Origin of the sequence: Pantoea agglomerans, assembly GCF_020149765.1 — a bacterium.
In the GTDB taxonomy this organism is placed as follows: Bacteria; Pseudomonadota; Gammaproteobacteria; order Enterobacterales; family Enterobacteriaceae; genus Pantoea; species Pantoea alvi.
Genome location: NZ_CP083809.1, coordinates 1,135,697 through 1,154,589, shown reverse-complemented (window position 1 = coordinate 1,154,589; position 18,893 = coordinate 1,135,697). Strand labels below are relative to the sequence as shown.

Sequence of the window (18,893 nt, the reverse complement as noted above, 5' to 3'; positions counted from 1 at the left end):
GGTCCGGCGTGGGTGACACAGAAAGGAGAAAAGAATGAAATCCCCTGTTTACGGCCAGCGCGTCAGCCGGTATTCCCTTACTGCTTCTGACGCGGCGAGGGTTGAAAGAGACGGTAACTATGCGCTTGCCGCGAAAATGTGGAAGGAAGCGGCCGGTTGTGCCTGCCGGGCAGCCAATCAGAACTGGGCAGAAAAACGTGCCGGTTTCTGTCAGGCCATGGATGAACGGATCCCGACTGTGGCTTCAGGACGCGACGAGTCTTCTTGTGCAAAAGAAGGCAGCGATGAACGGCATTCCTGATGCAGGCTCCCGCTCATCACGGATAACGACGCCCACGTTACCGGTTTTGCCGCCCGCACCGGGCATACTCATCCGGCTGGCCGGCAGCTTGTAAGTTATTCCCTCTCCCTTCGCGACGACTGACAACTGGCCATAACAGATGCTCTGTGACGTCAGTCGCGCCATACGTCCGTCGCCGCGCAGGGATCTGATTTTATATGCCCGGAACTTTTCATGAATAACCATTCTGACCGCACCAGAAAGCGCCCGGTATTACGTGCGCTTGTCTGGATTTTTACTCTCTCTGCGATCGCAGGCGCCGGCCTGACAGCAGGCTCGCTTGCCCTGTCCGCCCTGGTGATCGTTGTGGCTTATCTTGCCGGTATTCCCGGCTAACGCATATTCAGGAGACACCATGAAAATCATCTGTCAGCAGGACAGTAAACAGGCCTCTCTGATCCTGACGGCCTCTCTGTTCCGCCTCCCGCGCCTGGTCCGGGTGGTCAGTGCAGCACTCAGCGTTGTTCCGGGCGCGGTGGTGGAAACGACGGGGATGCTCCGTCTGCGCACGACGATTACGGGCCCGGCCTCTTTCATGAACGAGGCGCTGGCGGAAGCCCTCTCTGTGCTGCATCCCTCTTCACAATATACCGCATCCCGCTGAAGAAGAGAGTCAACGCCAGGCTCCGCCAGCAGCTGAAGATGTTTCCGGCTGCGCCTGGTCAATCATGAACAGCCTGAGCAGGCTTAATCCCAGGGGAAAAATGATGGAACTTCGTGATGATTCACTTATTGACATGAAATTCATGGTACGCGACTCTGGCTTTACCGATCGCTACTTCTACAAACAAATCCAGCAGGGCAAGCTGCCACCGCCCAGAAAATTTGGTCGCGCGTCCCGGTGGGAGTACAGGGAATACCAGCTCTGGAAGCAGTCATTTTCCCGGAACTGATGCGTACCGGCGGGCACGTTTTCTGTGGGCATAACTGTGGGCACAGTCTGAGCGTAAGCACGTTGCAAGGCATTTAAATCAAAAGGTTAATATCACAGTTCGGTGTTGCGGAAGATTTCCACTTGATATATTCGGCGCGGTCGAAGTAGTTGCCGATATCCTTGATGGCCGCCACCTCTTCCATGCTCTCTTTCAGGAAGAATTTCGGGCCGGCCGAGCCGATAAACGGCATATGCGCGGCGGCAGAGACTTTTGAAATATTGCGCAGCAGGGCAACGTCCTGCGCCGAGGCGTCAAATTCGTAGGCGGAAATCAGCGCGGCAATCGGCTCTCCACCCGGAGTGTCATATTCGGCGACGTAGGTCTGCAGATAGAGACCGCTCTGGATAATCTCCGGGCTGTCCTCAAAGTCGCGGCGCAGATCGTCTTTCGACATATCCAGCAGCTCGATTTTTACGTTCTGGCGGAAATCGGTTTTATCCACCAGCGATTTCACCCCGCGCCAGAGGGACTCTACCGCCTGAAAATCTTCATGGTGCATCACCGCATCGAGCTGGCGGCTAATCTGGCGATCCAGCTCGGAAATATGGTGATCAATCAGAGATTTGTCGAGCTTGTCAACCCTTGCTCCCGCTTTGCTCAGGCACTCCAGAAACACCTGCATGCCGGCGGTAAGACGCTCATCCGCCGTGGCATCCGACATCGCCTGGTTGTCCTGCCAGATATCCAGCGCGCTCAGTTGAGAAACCGGGTTTAAATTGATCTTTCTAAACAGGGAGGCATAAACGCCGTCCGCTTCAGAACGTTCCTGCACCACGCTCTCGCTTCCAGCCAGACCTTCGTTTTGAACAGTCATGAGCATTCCTCTAATCCATTTAAGTTATTGATGCGATTAAGACCTGGGTGCCAGCGCAGAGAGCTCATTGCGCAGCTCAGCACTTAATGCCGGGTCGAGCAGAATTTTTTCCAGCTCTTTTCGGAAAGCCTGGTTATCCAGCAGATTGGCTTTTAAATCGCGCAGCAAATTGCGCATCGCCAGCATGGCTTTCAGCTGCGGGATCTGGCGCGCCACCTGTTCGGGGGAGAAATCTTTTAAATCCTGGAAAGTCAGGCTGATATTTTCTTCACTGCCGTCGTTGGCCAGCGTATTTTTAATAGTGAGATTAACTTTTGGGGAATATTCAGAAAGCACGCTGTTAAAATTATTCTTATTTACGTTCACTTTTTTTCTTTCTGACAGCGGCGCCGTTTCCTGACCGTGGCTGAAATCGCCCGCGACCAGTAACTTTAACGGTAATTCGGTTTTCTTACTTGCACCTCCTGTATGCAGATCAAGCTTCAGGTTAATACGTGCCTTTGGCACCTCGTTCTGGAAACTATCAGCCATTATTCTTTCCCTCGTTTAATCGCTGTGTGGTATCAGATATTTATTTGTGCGAGCGAGATAATAGAGCAATTTACCGCCCGCGATCAAATATAAAGTTCGACGATATTCAACTAGAATATTCTTAATTATTTGTGCTGCTTAATCTCTTTTTTTGACAGAAAATACTGGTTAGTTCCGCTAATTTCTTCACTATTTCTATAGATATTTTTCAGCAAGAAGCGTTTAATGATGCCCTAAAAATTTAATTACTAACCATTGATTTTAATGGCAAAAATATAAAACCACCCCGCTACACAGATTGTCATCTTACCGATCACCATTAAACATCGCCGTTAATAGATCACAGAATTTTCGTGTGGAAAATTCTTATATCCCGCAAGCAAAATAATGACGCCTTCCGCCGATCGCTCTGCAGAGAGATATTATCTGCGGCGGCATCCTCTCTTCTCATCAGGCCGGGCAGAACGGACGGCAGTTTATTTATTTGGAATGAATGTGAGTAAACAATTGCTGCCGCCGGAGATGGCCTGGCATCACTTTCTCTTCTGGCATAAAGGGGGATCCCTGGCACACCAGGCCAGCGCCTTTTAATTCAGCCTCTATCGCATATTTCCACTCGGCAGGCATGGGCTGTTGCAGCATGAAAACGGCGACCGGTTTCAGGGGTTGCTCATATTTCAGCAGGCTCCTGAAGCGGAGAGAAATAAGCTGATGCGCCCCGCCTCCCTGAATGATTTTCGCCGTAGCCGGCAGGCGCTCAGCTCAGGCAGCGCCAGCCCGCTTTGCTGAATTCACACCCGCGCGATCCCTGTTACCCGCTATCGTGGCAATAGCAGGAAGGGGTAAATAGTGTTGAAGCAGCCCGCGATTAACCTTCGTCTGCACCACTGGATGGGGGATTGCTGCGCCACAGGGAAGGCGACATGCCATGCATCTGCCTGAAGCGATTAGTGAAGTGGCTGGGTGAGGAGAACCCGCAGCTCAGGGCGATCGCCGTTAACGACAGCGAGTCATCAGCCAGCATCGCCTTCGCCCGCAGCATCCGGCGGCGCATCACATACTGATGCGGCGCTTCGCCCACCGAGTGGCGAAACATACGCGCAAAGTGAAATTCGCTCAGCGCCGCCTGCTGGCTCAGCTGCGCCAGGGTCAGCGGCTGATCGAGATGAGCCTCAATAAAATCCAGCAGGTTGCGCAGCACAACGGGCGCAAGCCCTCCGCGCACCCGCGGCGCACGCCACTGCACATCACTGTAATGCTGCAACAGATGGGTCATCAGCAGCGTTGAGGCGCTGCTGAGTATCAGCTGGCTGGCAGGCTGTTGCCAGTCGCAGCTCAGCAGAAAATGGCGGTAGAGCTGAGTAATGCGGTCGTCGCTGGCAAACACCTTCTCGTGCAGCTGCAGCTGCGCCGGGCTGCGATCCCATATCTCTTCTGCCATCTGGCGCAAATGCGCTTCGGTGCAGTAAAGGTGTACAAACGAGAGATCGGCACGCAAATCCCAGGTGGATTCCGTACCGGCGGGCATCAGGCAGAAGCGATCCGGCCCGCCGCCGTTACGCCAGCCATAGGGCGTTTTATGCCAGGTATCATAGCCGTCAGCGATATAGAGGCTCAGGGTATGGTGATTGCTGAGGTTGGTGACGCGATCGCCGCTGTTAAACCAGTGCGCCAGCTGAATGCCGTGGTTAAGCCGGGCGTGATGACGCAGCTGGGCTTTATGGCGTTGCAGCATATCAAAGGTCTGGTAGTTCACGGGCGATCTCCTGATGGCGGCATGCCAGTTTAAAAAGAGCCGCGCCGCGAGAACAGTCTTATCCGCCACCGTGGAAAAAAAAGCGCAAGAATATGCAAGTGCAGCGCAGGCCAGTGCAAGCGGCACGCTCCAGGAAGCACGACACTGAGCGCTGAATCAACAGGAGGCGTAGGATGAATCTGTTTTTGTATCTTTCCGTGGTGATTATTTGGGGCACAACCTGGATTGCGATCTATGCGCAGCAGGCGGCAAGCGGCGGCAGCGTCGGCGCAGCGGTATTCTGGCGGTTTATCGTGGCGTCGCTGGTGATGCTGATTGCCTTAAAAGCGTTGAAACGTCTGCGCAGGCTGACGGCGCGCGATCACCTGTTTTGCCTGCTTCAGGGCTGCTGCGTCTTTGGCTTCAACTTTATCTGCTTTTATCACGCTGCCGCCTGGATCAACAGCGGGCTGGAGTCGGTGATTTTTTCTATGGCGGTACTCTATAACGCCCTGAACAGCTGGTTTTTCTTTCGGCTGCGCCCCTCGGCCCGACTGTTGCCCGCTATCGTGCTGGGTATCGGCGGCATTATCGCCCTGTTCTGGCAGGATCTGCACAGCAGCGAAGCCTCCGTCACGCTGCTGTGGGGCATGGGTCTGAGCGCCCTGGGCACGCTGGGGTTTTCGCTGGGCAATATGATCAGCCTGCGCCATCAGCGTCTGCAACGGGATGTGCTGACCACCAACAGCTATGCCATGCTCTACGGTGCGCTGGCCATCGCCCTGTTCACTCTTCTACGGGGGGAATCACTCGCTCCGGTCTGGAACCTGCAATGGCTTGGCGCGCTCGGTTATCTGGCTATATTCGGCTCCGTCATTGGCTTTGGTGCCTACTTCACGCTGGTGGGACGCATCGGCGCCAGTCAGGCAGCCTACAGCACGCTGCTGTTTCCGCTGGTGGCGCTGGCGTTATCTACGCTTTATGAAGGGTATCAGTGGCACGCCGGGGCGCTGCTGGGATTAACCATGATCCTGGCGGGAAATCTGGTGATGTTTGCTCGCTTGCCTGCCTTCAGGCGGCGCGTGACGGCATAAAGCAAAGAGCGGGCTGCTGCCCGCTCCGCGTGAGCGTTATGCCCGGCGCTGCATAGCGGTTAGTTGATGGGGGCGATTGATAGCCTTGCGCGCGATCCAGTAAAGCAGCACGCGCTCATCGTCGGTGTCCTGGTCGGCCATGGAGAGCAATTTCAATGCCAGCGTCGATTTAGTGACTGGCTGCTGCTCATCGCTAAGTTCAATCACTGCCTGACCGATGATGCAGCGAACTTCATCCTCACAGCTAAGGGATTCATATGCCCGGTCTTTCATATTTCCTCCTGTTTAGTGAACTATAAGCCTGGCAAAAATTCTGTGAGCCTGCCGGTGAAGCGCCCTGTATGACACATCTGCTTACCCGCTGTAACCAATGATTATCAGGTTGCCGGATTATTCACAGTTTAACGAAGCGACAGGCGCTGTTATTCATACCTTCTGAGCGGCATTTCATGACGCATTTCCTTCCGTTCATGCCTTTTTGTCTCGCACGCGCGTAGCGGCGGCTTAATCTGGCAACAGTTTTTAGATTCCCGAACGGGAGAGAAAATCATGAACCAGTCAATATCCCCCTCTTACCAGCGTACCCGCTGGCTGACATTATTCGGCACCATCATTACCCAGTTCGCGCTGGGGTCGGTCTATACCTGGAGTTTGTTTAACGGCCAGCTCGCCGCAAAACTGGATGAGCCGGTCAGTCAGGTCGCCTTTTCCTTTGGGCTGTTAAGCCTGGGGCTGGCGGTCGCCTCCTCGCTGGCGGGGAAATTACAGGAGCGTTTTGGCGTGCGGCGGGTCACTATCGGCGCAGGCATTCTGATGGCGCTGGGCTTCTGGCTGACGGCCCACGCCAGCAACCTGATGATGCTCTATCTCAGTGCCGGCATTATGGTCGGGCTGGCGGATGGCGCGGGCTACCTGATGACGCTGTCAAACTGTGTGAAGTGGTTCCCGGAGCGCAAAGGGGTGATTTCAGCCTGCGCCATCGGCGCGTACGGTCTCGGCAGCCTGGGCTTTAAGTTTATCTGCGGCGCGCTGCTGGGGGCGGTCGGCCTGGAGCAGACCTTTATTCTCTGGGGACTGATGGCAATGGGCATGATCCTGGTCGGTGCGCTGATGATGCGCGATGCGCCGGTTCAGCGCGCAGCCGGGCCGGTTGCCCAGCAGGCGCGTGACTACACCCTGGCTGAGTCGGTGCGGCTGCCGCAATACTGGATGCTGGCGATGATGTTCCTGACCGCCTGCATGAGCGGCCTCTATGTCATCGGCGTGGCGAAAGATATTGGCGAAGGCCTGGTGCATCTCAGCACACAAACGGCGGCCAACGCCGTCACCATTATCGCTATCGCCAACCTCAGCGGTCGGCTGGTGCTGGGCGTGCTGTCCGATAAAATGGCCCGCATTCGGGTGATTTCGCTGGCGCAGATCGTTTCGCTGGCGGGCATGAGTATCCTGCTGTTTACCCGCATGAATGAAACTACCTTCTTTCTCTCTATCGCCTGCGTCGCCTTCAGCTTCGGCGGCACCATTACCGTCTTCCCGTCGCTGGTGAGCGATTTCTTCGGCCTCAACAACCTGACGAAAAACTATGGCCTGCTCTATCTCGGCTTCGGTATCGGCAGCGTACTCGGCTCGCTGGTGGCGTCACTGTTTGGCGGCTTTACCGTTACCTTTAGCCTGATTATGACGCTGCTGGTGATGTCGCTGCTGCTGTCGCTGATCATTCGCCTGCCGCAGCGCCAGCCGCTTGCCGGGCAACAGCTGCAGCGCAGCGGAGGTTGATGCGCCAGCCGGCGCGCTGGCCCGAAAAAAGGCGCACCTCAGCGATGAGGTGCGCCTTAATTATTCCGGCACCCTGTTAGCCTGGAAAACAGGGCTCGGCGATCCCCGCTACCTCCACCTCTACGGCAAAAATATCGCCCGACTGCGGATAGCGCGCCAGCTCCTCCTCGGTGCGATCCTCACGCGAGCTGGTGATATAGAGCGTTTTCAGATCGGGACCGCCAAAGGCGACCATGGTCGGCCAGCGCACCGGCAGCGCAATCTCATCAACAATTTCCGCGCTGGCGGGATCGATGCGCACCACACGTCCGCCGTCAAACTGTGCTGACCAGTAAAAACCTTCGCTGTCGACAGCGGCGCCGTCCGGCAAACCGCCTGCGGCGTCAAACTGGCGGAAGATTTCCCGCGCGCCCGGCTCGCCCTTTTCATCCAGCGGATAGCGGTAGAGCACTTCATTCGGCGTATCGCTGTGGTACATCCAGCGGCGGTCAGGTGAAAAGGCGACGCCATTGGAGATCATGATGTCGCGCGCTTTTACCTCCAGCGACAGCGAGGGCGTGACGCGGCACAGCAGCCCACCATTCTTATCCTGCGGCTCCCACAGGCTGCCGCACCAGAAATTACCCCAGGGATCGACGCGCCCGTCGTTAAAGCGGCTTTTTGCCGCTTCGCCCGGATTGTCGGCAATCTTACGCTCTGGCCTGCCCTGCTCATCCAGCAGCCAGACGCCGCTGCGCAGCGCCGCAATCAGCCCGCCCTGCTCACGCAGGCCGATACAGCCCACCTCTTCCTGCTGCGGAAAAGTCTCCAGCGCGCCGCTGCGCGGATCGAAGCGGTGAATCGCGGGCGCCAGGATATCCACGCACCACAGCACCTGTTCGCGCACCGACCAGGTGGGGCACTCCCCCAGCTCCGCCTGCAGCGCCAGTACATTTTTGACTTCGGGCTTCATTATCGCTCCTTTTTATTTCGCATCAGCATACTTTAGCCTGAATTCGTCGCGACGGGTAAAAACGCCGCGCTTGCTTTTCAGAATTATCTTGCCGATAATCTCTTTTATTCAGCCTGTTCCGATAGGCTTATTAAATAAGACTCTGGCAATCGCTGGCTCTGAAATATTCCGTAATATCTCTCTAAATAACTCTACATTCGCTGCATCATCACTCCACTATTCCGGCGTAATGTCGTACCTATCGGAAAAGAGGAGAACTTTGTTTGAAAAAAATCGTTAAAGTTGCCACCGTTTTTGCCGTTATCTCTATGCTTAGCGGGTGCATTATCGACAGAGGTCATGGCGGCGGCTGGCATCACGGCGGCGGGCATGGCTGGCATCATCATCACCGCTAAGGGCAAAGATTTCACACAGCAAACAATAAAAAAAGGGCGGGATATTACCCGCCCAGTTTATTATTAAGCAATATTAGCTTTTCAGCGCATAGTTACACTGGAACCAGCTGGTTTTCAGTCCTGGAATATAGCTGTCTTTCGGCGTCAGCGATTCAACTTTATCAAATCCTTTGCTGCCGCAATAATTCGCCAGATCCAGCTCCATCGCATCTCTGTTTAATTTCTGCGGATCGTAACGGTACTGTACGGTATTTGCGCTCGGATCTTCATCAACGCGTTCAAAGCCTCCGGGTTTGCTGACGCTACAGCCGGTCAGCAATAACAGCGCCATCGCGCTGGCGATAATTGATTTCATTTTTTCTTTCTTCCTCTTATTGCCGCAGCAGTTTAAGCCGCCGCGCGGGCGTCGCCTATCGGAAAACTGCCCGGCTTGATTCCACACATCTAAGTTTTTACCGATTAAAGTGATACTACCAAACGGTTATCTCTATCACCAAAAGGGTGAGATGATGCCTTCAGACAAAACAGCGTCTGCACCACACCAGGTGATACTTAAGAAGACATTCAGATTGATTTTATGCCCGTGCTAAGCGGGCATTTTTTCGTCTGTCAGCCAGAGAGAGCCACCATTCTACGCAACAGATTGGCGGCCTGTTTGTCCGGCAATGCGAGGATCGCGCTGTAGAGATCCACTGACATCGCGCACATAGATGAGCGATCGACCGCCGTATCGGCAGGCATATTCAGCTGCTGCAGTTTATCGCCCCACTTCTTATAGAGCGCCGCCACGATGCGCTGCAAATCCTGCTGCGCCTGCGGCTGATCCACCGGCAAATCGCCGCCGCGGCTCGACAGCAGCAGCTGCTCCATCGCCGCCGCCTCCTGCGCGTTAAGCGTCGGCGACAGCGTCTTCGTCAGATTAACCCCACCATTCACCTGCGGATAAAGAAAGCGGAAGCAGAGCCGGGGATCGCGCTGCCCCAGGGCCTGCATCGCACTGACCGAGACGCGAATATAGTTAACCACCGCCGCATCCGGCGCGCGCATCAGCCGCTGATTGATCAGGTCGGCCAGCCAGCCGCGCAGCTCGCCCGTTGCCTGCTGCGGCGTTTCGCCGCGGCGCAGCCTGAGCTGCATCTCCTGCACCAGCAACTGCCAAAGCGCAGGCTCCTGCGTTTGCAGTACGCGATAGCCCGGCGTTTGCGCCAGATAATCAATCGCCGCCTGCTGCTGCGCCGCCTGCTGCTGCTGCGGCTTCAGCCAGCTAAACCAGAGCAGGTTTGCCAGCAGCAGCGGCAGCAGGAAAAGCAGCACGCCCTGCCAGGCGCGCAGACGGGTAGTTTTAATCAGAACGACGATGATAAACGCCAGCAGCGCGAAGGCGGCCAGCGTGACGATCCACAGCGAGGTCATGCGAAGTTGCTCAATCCTTTCGAACGTCGATTAATACCGGGCAGTGGGCGCGCTCGATCACCGCCGCGCTTACCGAGCCCTTCAGCAGGCGATTAAAAGAGGAGAGATGGCGACGCCCCATAATGATCATCTGCGCGTTAAGCTGCTGCGACTGGGCGACGATGGTATCCGCCGCTTCACCCGCGACGATTAGCCCGCGCGCGTCGACGCCGGCGCGCAGCAGCGGCGCCAGCGCGTGTCGCACCACCAGCTCGGCGGTATTCTGTTCATCTTTTGCCACGGCAAAATCTTCTGGATCTTCGCCAGCGGTAATCTCGATCGGCTGATTACAGGAGGAGTAAGCAGGATCGACGCAGCACAGCACCACAACCTGCGCCTTGTGCGCTAGTGCCTCATCAATTGCCGTCGCAATCACCTTTTGGGCAACCGGCGAATTATCAACAGCCATCAGCAGTGTTTTCATCAGAGTTTATCCTTCAACAGCGGCGGTTTTGCCGATTTCACGTATCAGCGCCTCTTTGCACCTGAGCATCTCTTCACGGTATGCCTCTTCATTTTTTTGAAAACGCGACGTAGGCACCAGCAGAGAGACAGAGAAGCGGCCGAACAGCGTATCCAGCGCCACCGCCATGGTGGAGATGCCTTCAAGCGTTTCGCCGCGATCGTAAGAGATGCCGGTTTTACGCACCTCATGGATCAGCGCCATCAGCTGCGGCAGCGTTTTGACCGTTTTATCCGTTAGCTCGCGCCAGGCTTCGCCAACTATAACCCGCACATCCTCGTCGCACTCCAGTGCCAGCAGCGCGCGGCCGCCCGAGGTACTGTAGAGCGGCAGGTTCAGCCCCATGCGCGGCACCACGCGCAGTTCGCGCGACGCTACGACGTGGTGAATGATAGTCAGCTGCGTGCCGCTGGCGCGCGACAGCGAAACGGTTTCATTGGTTGCCGCGCAGAGCGCCTCCAGCTTGGGCCGCATCAGATCGACGACGTCGGTATGCACGCTGGAGATCAGTTTCAGCAGCGCCGGGCCGAGCCGCAAACCGCCTGCGCCGCTGCTGCGCACCAGCTGGGCGTTGTCGAGCGCGGCGACGATGCGCTGCACCGTGGAGCGCGGCAGATCCACCGCCTGCGCGATTTCGCCCAGGCTCATGCCGCCGGGATGTTCTCCCAGCGCGTTAAGAATTTTTGCCGCGCGGGCGATGACCTGGATACCGCCCGATTTTTCATCCTCGCGGCTGGATGGAAGTTTTGCCATGAGTCGTCCTTTTCAGCTGCCTTACTCTAACGCGAAAAAGGCACGATTTACAGCATGTACCACATTGCAATACAGCATATCGAAATGTAAGATCGCACCCTGTATCACATCGCAATACACTGCATCATAATAATGAGAAACCTGCTATGAACGCTCAGCCTGCCGCTGCGCCGACGCCGCAACCCTTTACGCTTCGCCTTGCGCTGGGACTGGTCGGCGTGCTTATCGCCGCCCTGACTTCGGGCCTTAACGATCGCGTTACCGATATCGCGCTGGCGGATATTCGCGCCGCTATTGGCGTCAGCTATGACCAGGGGAGCTGGATCGTCTCTGCCTACCAGGCCGCCGAAGTCGCGGCAATGATGATTGCGCCCTGGTTTGCCGTCACCTTCTCGCTGCGCCGTTTTTCGCTGACGGTGTCGACCGGCTTTATGCTGTGCGGCATCCTGCTGCCGCTGGCCCCCTCGCCCGGCAGCTTTATCGCCCTGCGCGTAGTGCAGGGGCTGTTCGGCGGCGCACTGCCGCCGATGCTGATGACGGTGGCGCTGCGCTTTCTGCCGCCGCCGCTCAAGCTCTACGGTCTGGGCGGCTATGCGCTGACGGCGACCTTCGGCCCGAATATGGCCGCCTCGCTGGCGGCCTTCTGGACCGATGACGTCAGCTGGATGTTTGTATTCTGGCAGGTGGTGCCGCTGATGCTTATCGCCATGCTGCTGTTCGGCTGGGGCCTGCCGCAGGATCCGCTGCGCCTGGAGCGTTTTAAGCAGATTGACCTGTTCGGCATGCTCACCGGCTGCAGCGGTATGGCGCTGCTGGTGCTGGGGCTCACCCAGGGCGAGCGTCTGGACTGGTTCGACTCGCCGCTGATCGCCGCTATGCTGCTCGCCGCCGCGCCGCTGCTGCTGGTATTTCTGATTAACGAATGGTTTCACCCGCTGCCGCTGTTTCGGCTGCAGATGCTGTCGCGCCGCAATCTGACGCATGGCCTGCTGGCGCTGGCAACCGTGCTGATCGTCTCGCTCTCCGGCTCGGCGCTGCCCTCCGCCTACTTTGGCCAGGTAGAGGGCTTCCGCACCCTGCAGTTTGCGCCGCTGGCGTTGACCGTTGGCCTGCCGCAGCTGCTGATCGCGCCGCTGGTCGCCGCGCTGCTGAATATCCGCTGGATCGACTGTCGCTGGGTGCTGGCGGTGGGCGTCGCGCTGCTGATCGCCGCCTGTCTGCTCGGCGCGCAGATCACCAGCGACTGGGCGCGCCAGAACTTCTGGACGCTGCAAATACTGCAGGCGTTCGGCCAGCCGATGGTGATCCTGCCGATTCTGATGAGCGCCACCAGCGTGGTAGCGCCGCCGGAAGGCCCCTTCGCCTCGGCGATGTTTAATACCGTGCGCGGCTTTTCCAGCGTCGCGGCCTCGGTGCTGGTAGAGGTGTTCCTCAGCCACCGCGAAAAGATCCACTCCAATATTTTGCTGGATCAGGCCGCCAGCCGCCCCTGGCTGATGAGCGCGCCCAGCAGCGCGGAGGCCAGCGCCAGTCGGCCGCTGCTTATGGACGGCAGCGTCAGCAGCAGTGAAAACCTGAGCGGCTTCGCCACGCTGGTTAAGCATCAGGCCACCGTACTCAGCCTGAGCGACAGCTGGCTGATGCTGATTGCCTTCGCCGCGCTGCTGCTGCTGCTGACCGGCTGGCTGCCGAAGCGCGTCTGGCCGCCGCAAACCCTGATTCAACCTGCTTCTTCGACATCGAGAAAATAAGATTATGCGTGCTTTAGTAATGAGAAAAACCGTGCTGCTGAGCCTGCTGCTGCTGGTGCTGCTGGCCATCGCGTTTTTTATCTGGTCAGCCATGACCGACAACGATCACCGCACCACCGACGCTTACGTCAACGCCGACTACACGCTGGTGGCGCCCAAGGTTTCGGGCTATATCGCCGAGGTGAAGGTGCAGGATAACCAGCAGGTGAAAGCGGGTGAGGTGCTGGCGACGCTGGACGATCGCGACTATCGCGTGGCGCTGGAGAGCGCCGAGGCGGATCTGCAGGTCAGCCAGGCGAAACTGCTCAGCAGCCAGGCGCAGCTTGAGCAGCAGCAGTCGGCTATCGAGCAGTCAAAGGCGACCCTGGCGGCCAGCCAGGCGACCGCGCAGTATGCCGGCCAGAACGCTGACCGCTATAACCGACTCTATAAAAGCGGCATTATCGCCGCAGACGACCAGCAAAAGGCCAGCTCAACCCAGCGCTCCGCCGCGGCAACGGTGCGCCAGAGCCAGGCTGCGTTGGCTTCCGCGATAAAAGAGACCGGCGTGCTGCAGGCGGCGGTGCGTCAGGCGCAGGCGGATGTGGCGGCGGCGCAGGCAAGTGTGGATCAGGCGCGCCTGAATCTCTCCTATACGCGCATCGTCGCGCCGGTGGACGGCATGGTGGGCCAGCGCGCGGCGCGCGTCGGCGCATACGTCTCCGCCGGGACGCGGCTGCTGGCGGTGGTGCCGCTGCAGCAGACCTATGTCACGGCGAACTATCTTGAGACGCAGCTCAGCGACGTGCGTCCAGGACAGCGGGTGCAGATCGCCATCGATGCGCTGCCGGGCAAACATTTCACCGGCCATGTCGACAGCATCGCCCCGGCGACCGGCGCAACGTTTTCAGCAATTTCACCCGATAATGCGACTGGTAACTATACTAAGGTCGTCCAGCGCCTCCCGGTCAAAATCGTGCTGGATACGAACCAGCCTGACCTCTCGCAGTTAAGGGTTGGAATGTCGGCGATCCCGGAGATTGAAGCAGAGTAAAAATGTGATACATCTCACACGCTGGTGCTATTTATTTTAGGATCGATTACGCGTAAATTAGCGTTCGATCCTGTTCTGAGTTACTCAGAACGACCTGAGAAAATGCCTGAGGCGATGATGACCTGATGCGTTTTTCTCATTCTGTTCGCGTTGCGCTGGCCTGGGATCGCTATCGTCGTAACCGCTCAGAGGAGTTGTCTGTGAAATACGCCTTGATGGGAATCTCTTTCTTTGCGCTGCTTTGGCTCGGCACATTTGTGCTGATGCTGTAGCCTAAGCCAGGGGCGACAGCGCTGTCGCCCCGCACTGCTTTACTCCGCTTCTTCTACTGCTTTTACGCTGCCCGGCAAGATGCCGTCCGCGCGAAACATCGCTTTAATCCCCCGCACCGCCTGTCGGATACGATCGCTGTTTTCAATCAGCGCGAAACGCACGTGGGTATCGCCATACTCGCCGAAGCCGATGCCGGGCGAGACGCAAACCTTCGCCTCCTGCAGCAGCTTTTTGGCGAACTCCAGCGAGCCGAGATCGGCGTAGCGATCGGGGATTTTTGCCCAGACGTACATTGAGGCCCTGGGATTTTCCACCATCCAGCCCGCCTCATGCAGCCCTTTCACCAGCACATCGCGACGACGCTTGTACTGCTCGGCGATGTCGCGCACGCACTGCTGATCGCCCTCCAGCGCGGCGATAGCCGCCACCTGCAGCGGCGTAAAGGTGCCGTAGTCGTGATAGCTCTTGATGCGTGCCAGCGCGGCGACCAGCTCTTTGTTGCCCACCATAAAACCGATGCGCCAGCCCGCCATATTGTAGCTTTTTGACAGCGTGAAAAACTCCACCGCCACGTCGCGGGCGCCGGGCACCTGCATAATCGAAGGCGCTTTCCAGCCGTCATAGACGATATCGGCGTAGGCGAGATCGTGAACCACCAGCACGTTGTACTGTTTCGCCAGCGCGATAACCCGCTCGAAAAAGTCCAGTTCGACGCACTGCGCAGTAGGGTTAGAGGGAAAGCCGAGGATCATCATTTTTGGCTTTGGATAGCTTTCGCGGATGGCCCGCTCCAGCTCGGCGAAGAAATCGACGCCCGCCACCAGCGGCACCGAACGCACCTGCGCGCCGGCGATCACCGCGCCGTAGATATGAATCGGGTAGCTGGGGTTCGGCACCAGCACCGTATCGCCGTGATCGAGCGTCGCCAGCATCAGGTGCGCCAGCCCCTCTTTCGAGCCGATGGTGACGATAGCTTCCGACTCAGGATCGATCTCGACCTGATAGCGCTCGGCGTACCAGCGCGAAATGGCGCGGCGCAGGCGCGGAATGCCGCGCGAGGTGGAGTAGCCGTGCGTATCTTCGCGCTGCGCCACCTGGCAGAGTTTTTCCACGATATGCGGCGGCGTCGGGCCGTCGGGATTCCCCATCGAGAGGTCGATGATATCTTCGCCGCGCCGACGCGCAGCCATCTTCAACTCAGCGGTAATGTTAAACACATAGGGGGGAAGGCGATCGATACGCGAGAAACGACGGGGTGTGCTGTTGTCAGCCATAATGTCCTCTTGAATACGTAAGCGCCCGGACCGTCCGAGCGACGCAGGTCACTGCTGTGACCGAAAAAAGACCATAACGCGGCGATCGCCGCGCTGTCGAGAGGAGAATAAAATTTTTTTAATTTTCCGGATTCAGGCGACCAAACACCCAATCGTTCACCCATTCGCCATTTAGCAGATAATTATCCCGCAAAGTACCCTCAAGCTCATAGCCATTCTTCTCCAGAATACGGCGCGATGCCACATTTCCTTCTACCACCATCGCCTTGAGCTTATGGAAACCTGCCGTCAGCAGGAAGTCGCTCAGCGCGGCCAGCGCCTCACTGCCGTATCCCTTGCCGCAGAATCGATGCAGCAGCATATAGCCGACCTCTGCCTGGCGATAAGGCTGCCACTCCGGGCTGCAGCCGAACAGGCCGATCGGTTCGCCGCTGTCGCGCAGGCGCGCCACCACGCACAGCATATGAAAACTGCTGACCTGCCAGGGCGCCAGACGCTCGCTGAAGCGCTGGCGCAAATCCGCCTCGTCAGGTATTTCGCTAACCCAGGTCATGGTGGCCGCGTCTTCATGCACGGCGCGAAACAGCAGCCAGTCTTCGGGCTTTAGGGTGGTGAGGGTAAGGCGCGGCGTGATTAACTGCATGAACTGCTCCCGGTGAGGATAGCCATAAGGGCTGTCGGAATAAAAACGCTATCGGCTCGCCAGCCTGCGGTCGGCGAAAAACCTTCCCTGTTTTGCTACTCAGGTTTCCCCTTTTTACCATTTCAGCCGTGAAAATTGATCCACAACATGAAGGAAGCGCTCACTCTTTTTGCAGACTGGCGTATCGCGATCACATTTTTTATCATAGGCCTCTCCCTGTTATGACCTGAAGGCTGGCTGTGATCTCTCACTTCGATATGCTGCTGGCGGTGTTTGACCGCGCCGCCCTGATGCTGATCTGCCTTTTCTTCCTGACCCGAACCCAGCTTTTCCGCCAGCTGCTGCAAAAAGATGAACATGCGCCGCTGGAGAAAGCCGCCGTTATCGCCATTTTCTCGCTGTTTGCCCTCTTCAGCACCTGGTCGGGCATTCACGTCGACGGCTCGCTGCTGAACGTGCGGGTGATCGCGGTGATGGCCGGCGGCATTCTGTTCGGTCCCTGGGTCGGCATCACCACCGGCGTTATCGCCGGCCTGCACCGCTTTCTTATCGATATCCACGGCGTCACCTCGGTGCCCTGCCTGATTACCAGCATTATCGCGGGCTGCGTGGCCGGTGCCATCAACCGCCGCGTGCCGAAAGCGCAGCGCTGGCGCGTCGGCATCATCGGCGGCATGCTGTGCGAGAGCCTTACCATGCTGCTGATTGTGCTGTGGGCAAAGCCGATCTCCCTTGGGCTGGCGATTGTGTCGGAGATTGCGCTGCCGATGATCCTCGGCGCCTCAAGCATCGGTCTGATTGTGCTGCTGGTGCAGAGCGTCGAAGGCGAGAAAGAGGCGATTGCGGCGCGTCAGGCCAAGCTGGCGCTGGATATTGCCAACAAAACGCTGCCGCTGTTCCGCGACGTCAACAGCGACTCGCTGCGCCGCATCTGCGCAATTATCTGTAACGATATCAACGCTGACGCCGTTGCCATTACCAATAAAACCCATATTCTCGCCTACGTCGGCTACGGCGAGCAGAACTACCAGAACGGCGACGACGGCATCAGCCCCACCACCGCGCAGGCGATGGCCACGGGAAAAATCATCATTAAAAACAACGATGAGGCGCATCGCACCCGGGATATTCACTCGATGATCGTTATTCCGCTACGGGAGCAAGGAAGGGTTACCGGCACCCTGAAGATTTACTACCGCCGCGCGCACCGCATTACCGGCTCGCTGAAAGAGATGGCGATCGGCCTGTCGCAGCTGATCTCAACCCAGCTTGAGGTGTCGCGCGCTGAGCAGCTGCGTGAAATGGCAAATAAAGCGGAACTGCGCGCGCTGCAGAGCAAAATTAATCCCCATTTTCTGTTTAACGCGCTAAACGCTATTAACTCCTCTATTCGCCTGAATCCCGATACGGCGCGGCAGCTGGTGATCAATCTCTCCCGTTATTTGCGCTACAACCTTGAGCTGAACGACGACGAGACGATCGATATCAAACGCGAGCTGTGGCAGGTAAAAGATTATATCGCCATCGAACAGGCGCGCTTCGGCGACAAACTGTCAATGATCTATGACATTGACGAAGATCTTCACTTCTCGCTGCCCAGCCTGCTGATCCAGCCGCTGGTGGAGAACGCCATCGTACACGGCATTCAGCCCTGCCGCGGCAAAGGCGTGGTGACGCTGAGCGTTAAGGCGTATGGCGACCGGGTGCGTATCGCCGTGCGCGATACCGGGCCGGGCATCAGCGACGAGGTGATGCGCCGCGTGGCGAATAATGAGATGCCGGGCAATAAGATCGGCCTGCTGAATGTGCATCACCGCGTCAAACTGCTGACCGGCCAGGGGCTCGAGATTACCCGGCTGCAGCCCGGCACCGAAATCGCCTTTACCCTGAGCAAGAGCGGACAGCTGCTGACCGAGCCGCCGCCTGCCGTCGCGGAGAGCGTGTAATGAAAGCCATTATTGTCGAAGATGAATTTCTGGCGCAGCAGGAGCTGAGCTGGATGATCCAGCAGCACAGCAAGATCGAAATCGAGGCCTGCTTCGACGACGGGCTGGAGGTGCTGAAGTATCTGCAGCAGCACCGCGTCGACGTCATCTTTCTTGATATCAATATTCCGTCGCTGGACGGCATGCTGCTGGCGCAGAATATTCGTCAGTTCGCGCAGCGGCCGTTGATTGTGTTTATCACCGCCTGGAAAGAGCATGCGGTAGAGGCTTTTGAGCTGGAAGCCTTCGACTATATTCTCAAGCCCTATCACGAGGCGCGCATCGTCACCATGCTCAACAAGCTGGAAGCCGCCGGGCAGCAGCAGAGCGTGGCGCAGGCGCCGATCGCCGATGGCCCGCACACGGTGAATCTGGTGAAAGACGATCGCATTATCGTGACGGATATTGATGATATCTATTACGTGGAGGCGCATGAGAAGCTGACGTTTGTCTATACGCGGCGCGAGGCCTATGTGATGTCGATGAGCATCAGCGAGTTCTGCGCCCGTTTGCCGGAGCAGCGTTTTTTCCGCTGTCATCGCTCCTACTGCGTGAACCTGAGCAAAATCTCCGAGATTGAACCCTGGTTTAACAATACCTACCTGCTCAGGCTGCGCGATTTGGCGTTTCAGGTGCCGGTCAGCCGCAGCAAGGCAAAGCGTTTTCGCGAGCTGATGCGCCTGTAGATAAACAG

22 protein-coding genes and 1 pseudogene are annotated in these 18,893 nt (G+C 57.5%); 12 read left to right on the top strand and 11 right to left on the bottom strand.

Going from position 1 to position 18,893, the window contains the following annotated elements; translation table 11 throughout:
• Positions 1-34: 34 nt before the first annotated feature.
• The 4 genes from LB453_RS08085 to LB453_RS08070 all read left to right on the top strand — a co-directional run bounded on the left by LB453_RS08085 (position 35) and on the right by LB453_RS08070 (position 1,233).
• Positions 35-301 carry an ANR family transcriptional regulator gene (locus tag LB453_RS08085; RefSeq protein ID WP_146053796.1) on the top strand — a complete coding sequence of 89 codons (267 nt, stop codon included), beginning with the start codon at positions 35-37 and terminating at the stop codon, positions 299-301.
• Between the two features lie 213 nt (positions 302-514).
• A complete protein-coding gene (locus tag LB453_RS08080; protein ID WP_158253384.1) occupies positions 515-676 on the top strand; it encodes a hypothetical protein in 162 nt (53 codons plus the stop codon).
• A 19-nt stretch (positions 677-695) separates the two neighbouring features.
• Complete coding sequence (locus LB453_RS08075) at positions 696-944, top strand: hypothetical protein (RefSeq protein ID WP_103794251.1); 249 nt, start codon at positions 696-698, stop codon at positions 942-944.
• A gap of 100 nt (positions 945-1,044) precedes the next feature.
• Positions 1,045-1,233, top strand: coding sequence for a helix-turn-helix transcriptional regulator (locus LB453_RS08070; RefSeq protein ID WP_103794444.1), 189 nt, complete (start codon positions 1,045-1,047; stop codon positions 1,231-1,233).
• 112 nt (positions 1,234-1,345) lie between these two features.
• On the opposite strand, the pseudogene LB453_RS08065 reads toward LB453_RS08070, so the two are convergent.
• The 3 genes and pseudogenes from LB453_RS08065 to LB453_RS08055 all read right to left on the bottom strand — a co-directional run.
• Positions 1,346-2,095, bottom strand: a pseudogene (locus LB453_RS08065) (type VI secretion system contractile sheath domain-containing protein); the annotation flags it as partial.
• A gap of 30 nt (positions 2,096-2,125) precedes the next feature.
• On the bottom strand, positions 2,126-2,620 hold the full coding sequence (gene tssB / locus LB453_RS08060) for a type VI secretion system contractile sheath small subunit (RefSeq protein ID WP_103794253.1): 495 nt from the start codon (positions 2,618-2,620) through the stop codon (positions 2,126-2,128).
• 868 nt (positions 2,621-3,488) lie between these two features.
• Positions 3,489-4,355, bottom strand: coding sequence for a helix-turn-helix domain-containing protein (locus tag LB453_RS08055; RefSeq protein WP_103794445.1), 867 nt, complete (start codon positions 4,353-4,355; stop codon positions 3,489-3,491).
• Positions 4,356-4,549: 194 nt separating this feature from the next.
• On the opposite strand from LB453_RS08055, the gene LB453_RS08050 reads away from it, so the two are divergent.
• Positions 4,550-5,449, top strand: a complete 900-nt coding sequence (locus tag LB453_RS08050) for a DMT family transporter (protein WP_103794254.1) — start codon at positions 4,550-4,552, stop codon at positions 5,447-5,449.
• Positions 5,450-5,485: 36 nt separating this feature from the next.
• Here the strand turns inward: LB453_RS08050 and LB453_RS08045 are convergent, their stop codons facing one another.
• Positions 5,486-5,722 carry a hypothetical protein gene (locus tag LB453_RS08045; RefSeq protein WP_103794255.1) on the bottom strand — a complete coding sequence of 79 codons (237 nt, stop codon included), beginning with the start codon at positions 5,720-5,722 and terminating at the stop codon, positions 5,486-5,488.
• Between the two features lie 276 nt (positions 5,723-5,998).
• Here LB453_RS08045 and LB453_RS08040 point away from each other — a divergent pair, with 276 nt between their 5' ends.
• Positions 5,999-7,225: an MFS transporter gene (locus tag LB453_RS08040; RefSeq protein WP_103794256.1), complete on the top strand. Its 1,227-nt coding sequence runs from the start codon at positions 5,999-6,001 to the stop codon at positions 7,223-7,225.
• 76 nt (positions 7,226-7,301) lie between these two features.
• Here LB453_RS08040 and LB453_RS08035 read toward each other — a convergent pair whose 3' ends face one another.
• Positions 7,302-8,177: an SMP-30/gluconolactonase/LRE family protein gene (locus LB453_RS08035; protein WP_103794257.1), complete on the bottom strand. Its 876-nt coding sequence runs from the start codon at positions 8,175-8,177 to the stop codon at positions 7,302-7,304.
• A 263-nt stretch (positions 8,178-8,440) separates the two neighbouring features.
• Here LB453_RS08035 and LB453_RS23295 point away from each other — a divergent pair, with 263 nt between their 5' ends.
• On the top strand, positions 8,441-8,572 hold the full coding sequence (locus LB453_RS23295) for a hypothetical protein (protein WP_255729686.1): 132 nt from the start codon (positions 8,441-8,443) through the stop codon (positions 8,570-8,572).
• Positions 8,573-8,645: 73 nt separating this feature from the next.
• On the opposite strand, the gene LB453_RS08030 is transcribed toward LB453_RS23295, so the two are convergent.
• The 4 genes from LB453_RS08030 to LB453_RS08015 all read right to left on the bottom strand — a co-directional run bounded on the left by LB453_RS08030 (position 8,646) and on the right by LB453_RS08015 (position 11,240).
• Positions 8,646-8,927: a hypothetical protein gene (locus tag LB453_RS08030; protein ID WP_103794258.1), complete on the bottom strand. Its 282-nt coding sequence runs from the start codon at positions 8,925-8,927 to the stop codon at positions 8,646-8,648.
• A gap of 254 nt (positions 8,928-9,181) precedes the next feature.
• Positions 9,182-9,985, bottom strand: coding sequence for a hypothetical protein (locus tag LB453_RS08025; RefSeq protein WP_103794259.1), 804 nt, complete (start codon positions 9,983-9,985; stop codon positions 9,182-9,184).
• Positions 9,986-9,995: 10 nt separating this feature from the next.
• Positions 9,996-10,448 carry a universal stress protein gene (locus LB453_RS08020; protein ID WP_103794260.1) on the bottom strand — a complete coding sequence of 151 codons (453 nt, stop codon included), beginning with the start codon at positions 10,446-10,448 and terminating at the stop codon, positions 9,996-9,998.
• Positions 10,449-10,454: 6 nt separating this feature from the next.
• Positions 10,455-11,240, bottom strand: coding sequence for an IclR family transcriptional regulator (locus LB453_RS08015; RefSeq protein ID WP_103794261.1), 786 nt, complete (start codon positions 11,238-11,240; stop codon positions 10,455-10,457).
• Between the two features lie 146 nt (positions 11,241-11,386).
• Here LB453_RS08015 and LB453_RS08010 point away from each other — a divergent pair, with 146 nt between their 5' ends.
• From LB453_RS08010 to ypdK, 3 genes are all read left to right on the top strand, one after another.
• Complete coding sequence (locus LB453_RS08010; RefSeq protein WP_103794262.1) at positions 11,387-12,991, top strand: MFS transporter; 1,605 nt, start codon at positions 11,387-11,389, stop codon at positions 12,989-12,991.
• 4 nt (positions 12,992-12,995) lie between these two features.
• On the top strand, positions 12,996-14,024 hold the full coding sequence (locus tag LB453_RS08005) for an HlyD family secretion protein (protein WP_224481684.1): 1,029 nt from the start codon (positions 12,996-12,998) through the stop codon (positions 14,022-14,024).
• Between the two features lie 200 nt (positions 14,025-14,224).
• Entirely contained in the window at positions 14,225-14,296 is a 72-nt protein-coding gene (gene ypdK, locus LB453_RS08000) for a membrane protein YpdK (RefSeq protein ID WP_102990980.1), read from the top strand.
• Between the two features lie 39 nt (positions 14,297-14,335).
• Here ypdK and alaC read toward each other — a convergent pair whose 3' ends face one another.
• Both alaC and LB453_RS07990 read right to left on the bottom strand, forming a co-directional pair.
• Positions 14,336-15,571 carry an alanine transaminase gene (gene alaC, locus LB453_RS07995; RefSeq protein ID WP_103794264.1) on the bottom strand — a complete coding sequence of 412 codons (1,236 nt, stop codon included), beginning with the start codon at positions 15,569-15,571 and terminating at the stop codon, positions 14,336-14,338.
• A 118-nt stretch (positions 15,572-15,689) separates the two neighbouring features.
• Complete coding sequence (locus LB453_RS07990) at positions 15,690-16,214, bottom strand: GNAT family N-acetyltransferase (protein WP_103794265.1); 525 nt, start codon at positions 16,212-16,214, stop codon at positions 15,690-15,692.
• A 257-nt stretch (positions 16,215-16,471) separates the two neighbouring features.
• Here LB453_RS07990 and LB453_RS07985 point away from each other — a divergent pair, with 257 nt between their 5' ends.
• Together LB453_RS07985 and LB453_RS07980 are read left to right on the top strand one after the other, a co-directional pair.
• On the top strand, positions 16,472-18,160 hold the full coding sequence (locus LB453_RS07985) for a sensor histidine kinase (RefSeq protein WP_103794446.1): 1,689 nt from the start codon (positions 16,472-16,474) through the stop codon (positions 18,158-18,160).
• Positions 18,160-18,885 (top strand): LytR/AlgR family response regulator transcription factor, encoded by a 726-nt coding sequence (locus LB453_RS07980; protein WP_103794266.1) that lies wholly within the window; start codon positions 18,160-18,162, stop codon positions 18,883-18,885. Before LB453_RS07985 ends, LB453_RS07980 begins: the two co-directional genes overlap by 1 nt.
• Positions 18,886-18,893 lie beyond the last annotated feature (8 nt).

Bases quoted from the DNA above. Each gene is read 5' to 3' on its own strand.
- LB453_RS07990 (WP_103794265.1), bottom strand. From the start codon at position 16,214: ATGCAGTTAATCACGCCGCGCCTTACCCTCACCACCCTAAAGCCCGAA.
- tssB (WP_103794253.1), bottom strand. From the start codon at position 2,620: ATGGCTGATAGTTTCCAGAACGAGGTGCCAAAGGCACGTATTAACCTG.
- LB453_RS08050 (WP_103794254.1), top strand. From the start codon at position 4,550: ATGAATCTGTTTTTGTATCTTTCCGTGGTGATTATTTGGGGCACAACC.
- LB453_RS08030 (WP_103794258.1), bottom strand. From the start codon at position 8,927: ATGAAATCAATTATCGCCAGCGCGATGGCGCTGTTATTGCTGACCGGC.
- LB453_RS08070 (WP_103794444.1), top strand. From the start codon at position 1,045: ATGATGGAACTTCGTGATGATTCACTTATTGACATGAAATTCATGGTA.
- LB453_RS08015 (WP_103794261.1), bottom strand. From the start codon at position 11,240: ATGGCAAAACTTCCATCCAGCCGCGAGGATGAAAAATCGGGCGGTATC.
- LB453_RS07985 (WP_103794446.1), top strand. From the start codon at position 16,472: ATGCTGCTGGCGGTGTTTGACCGCGCCGCCCTGATGCTGATCTGCCTT.
- LB453_RS08010 (WP_103794262.1), top strand. From the start codon at position 11,387: ATGAACGCTCAGCCTGCCGCTGCGCCGACGCCGCAACCCTTTACGCTT.
- LB453_RS07980 (WP_103794266.1), top strand. From the start codon at position 18,160: ATGAAAGCCATTATTGTCGAAGATGAATTTCTGGCGCAGCAGGAGCTG.
- LB453_RS08075 (WP_103794251.1), top strand. From the start codon at position 696: ATGAAAATCATCTGTCAGCAGGACAGTAAACAGGCCTCTCTGATCCTG.
- LB453_RS08055 (WP_103794445.1), bottom strand. From the start codon at position 4,355: ATGCTGCAACGCCATAAAGCCCAGCTGCGTCATCACGCCCGGCTTAAC.
- LB453_RS08025 (WP_103794259.1), bottom strand. From the start codon at position 9,985: ATGACCTCGCTGTGGATCGTCACGCTGGCCGCCTTCGCGCTGCTGGCG.
- LB453_RS08080 (WP_158253384.1), top strand. From the start codon at position 515: ATGAATAACCATTCTGACCGCACCAGAAAGCGCCCGGTATTACGTGCG.
- alaC (WP_103794264.1), bottom strand. From the start codon at position 15,571: ATGGCTGACAACAGCACACCCCGTCGTTTCTCGCGTATCGATCGCCTT.
- LB453_RS08035 (WP_103794257.1), bottom strand. From the start codon at position 8,177: ATGAAGCCCGAAGTCAAAAATGTACTGGCGCTGCAGGCGGAGCTGGGG.
- LB453_RS08040 (WP_103794256.1), top strand. From the start codon at position 5,999: ATGAACCAGTCAATATCCCCCTCTTACCAGCGTACCCGCTGGCTGACA.
- LB453_RS08005 (WP_224481684.1), top strand. From the start codon at position 12,996: ATGCGTGCTTTAGTAATGAGAAAAACCGTGCTGCTGAGCCTGCTGCTG.
- LB453_RS08045 (WP_103794255.1), bottom strand. From the start codon at position 5,722: ATGAAAGACCGGGCATATGAATCCCTTAGCTGTGAGGATGAAGTTCGC.
- LB453_RS08020 (WP_103794260.1), bottom strand. From the start codon at position 10,448: ATGAAAACACTGCTGATGGCTGTTGATAATTCGCCGGTTGCCCAAAAG.
- LB453_RS08085 (WP_146053796.1), top strand. From the start codon at position 35: ATGAAATCCCCTGTTTACGGCCAGCGCGTCAGCCGGTATTCCCTTACT.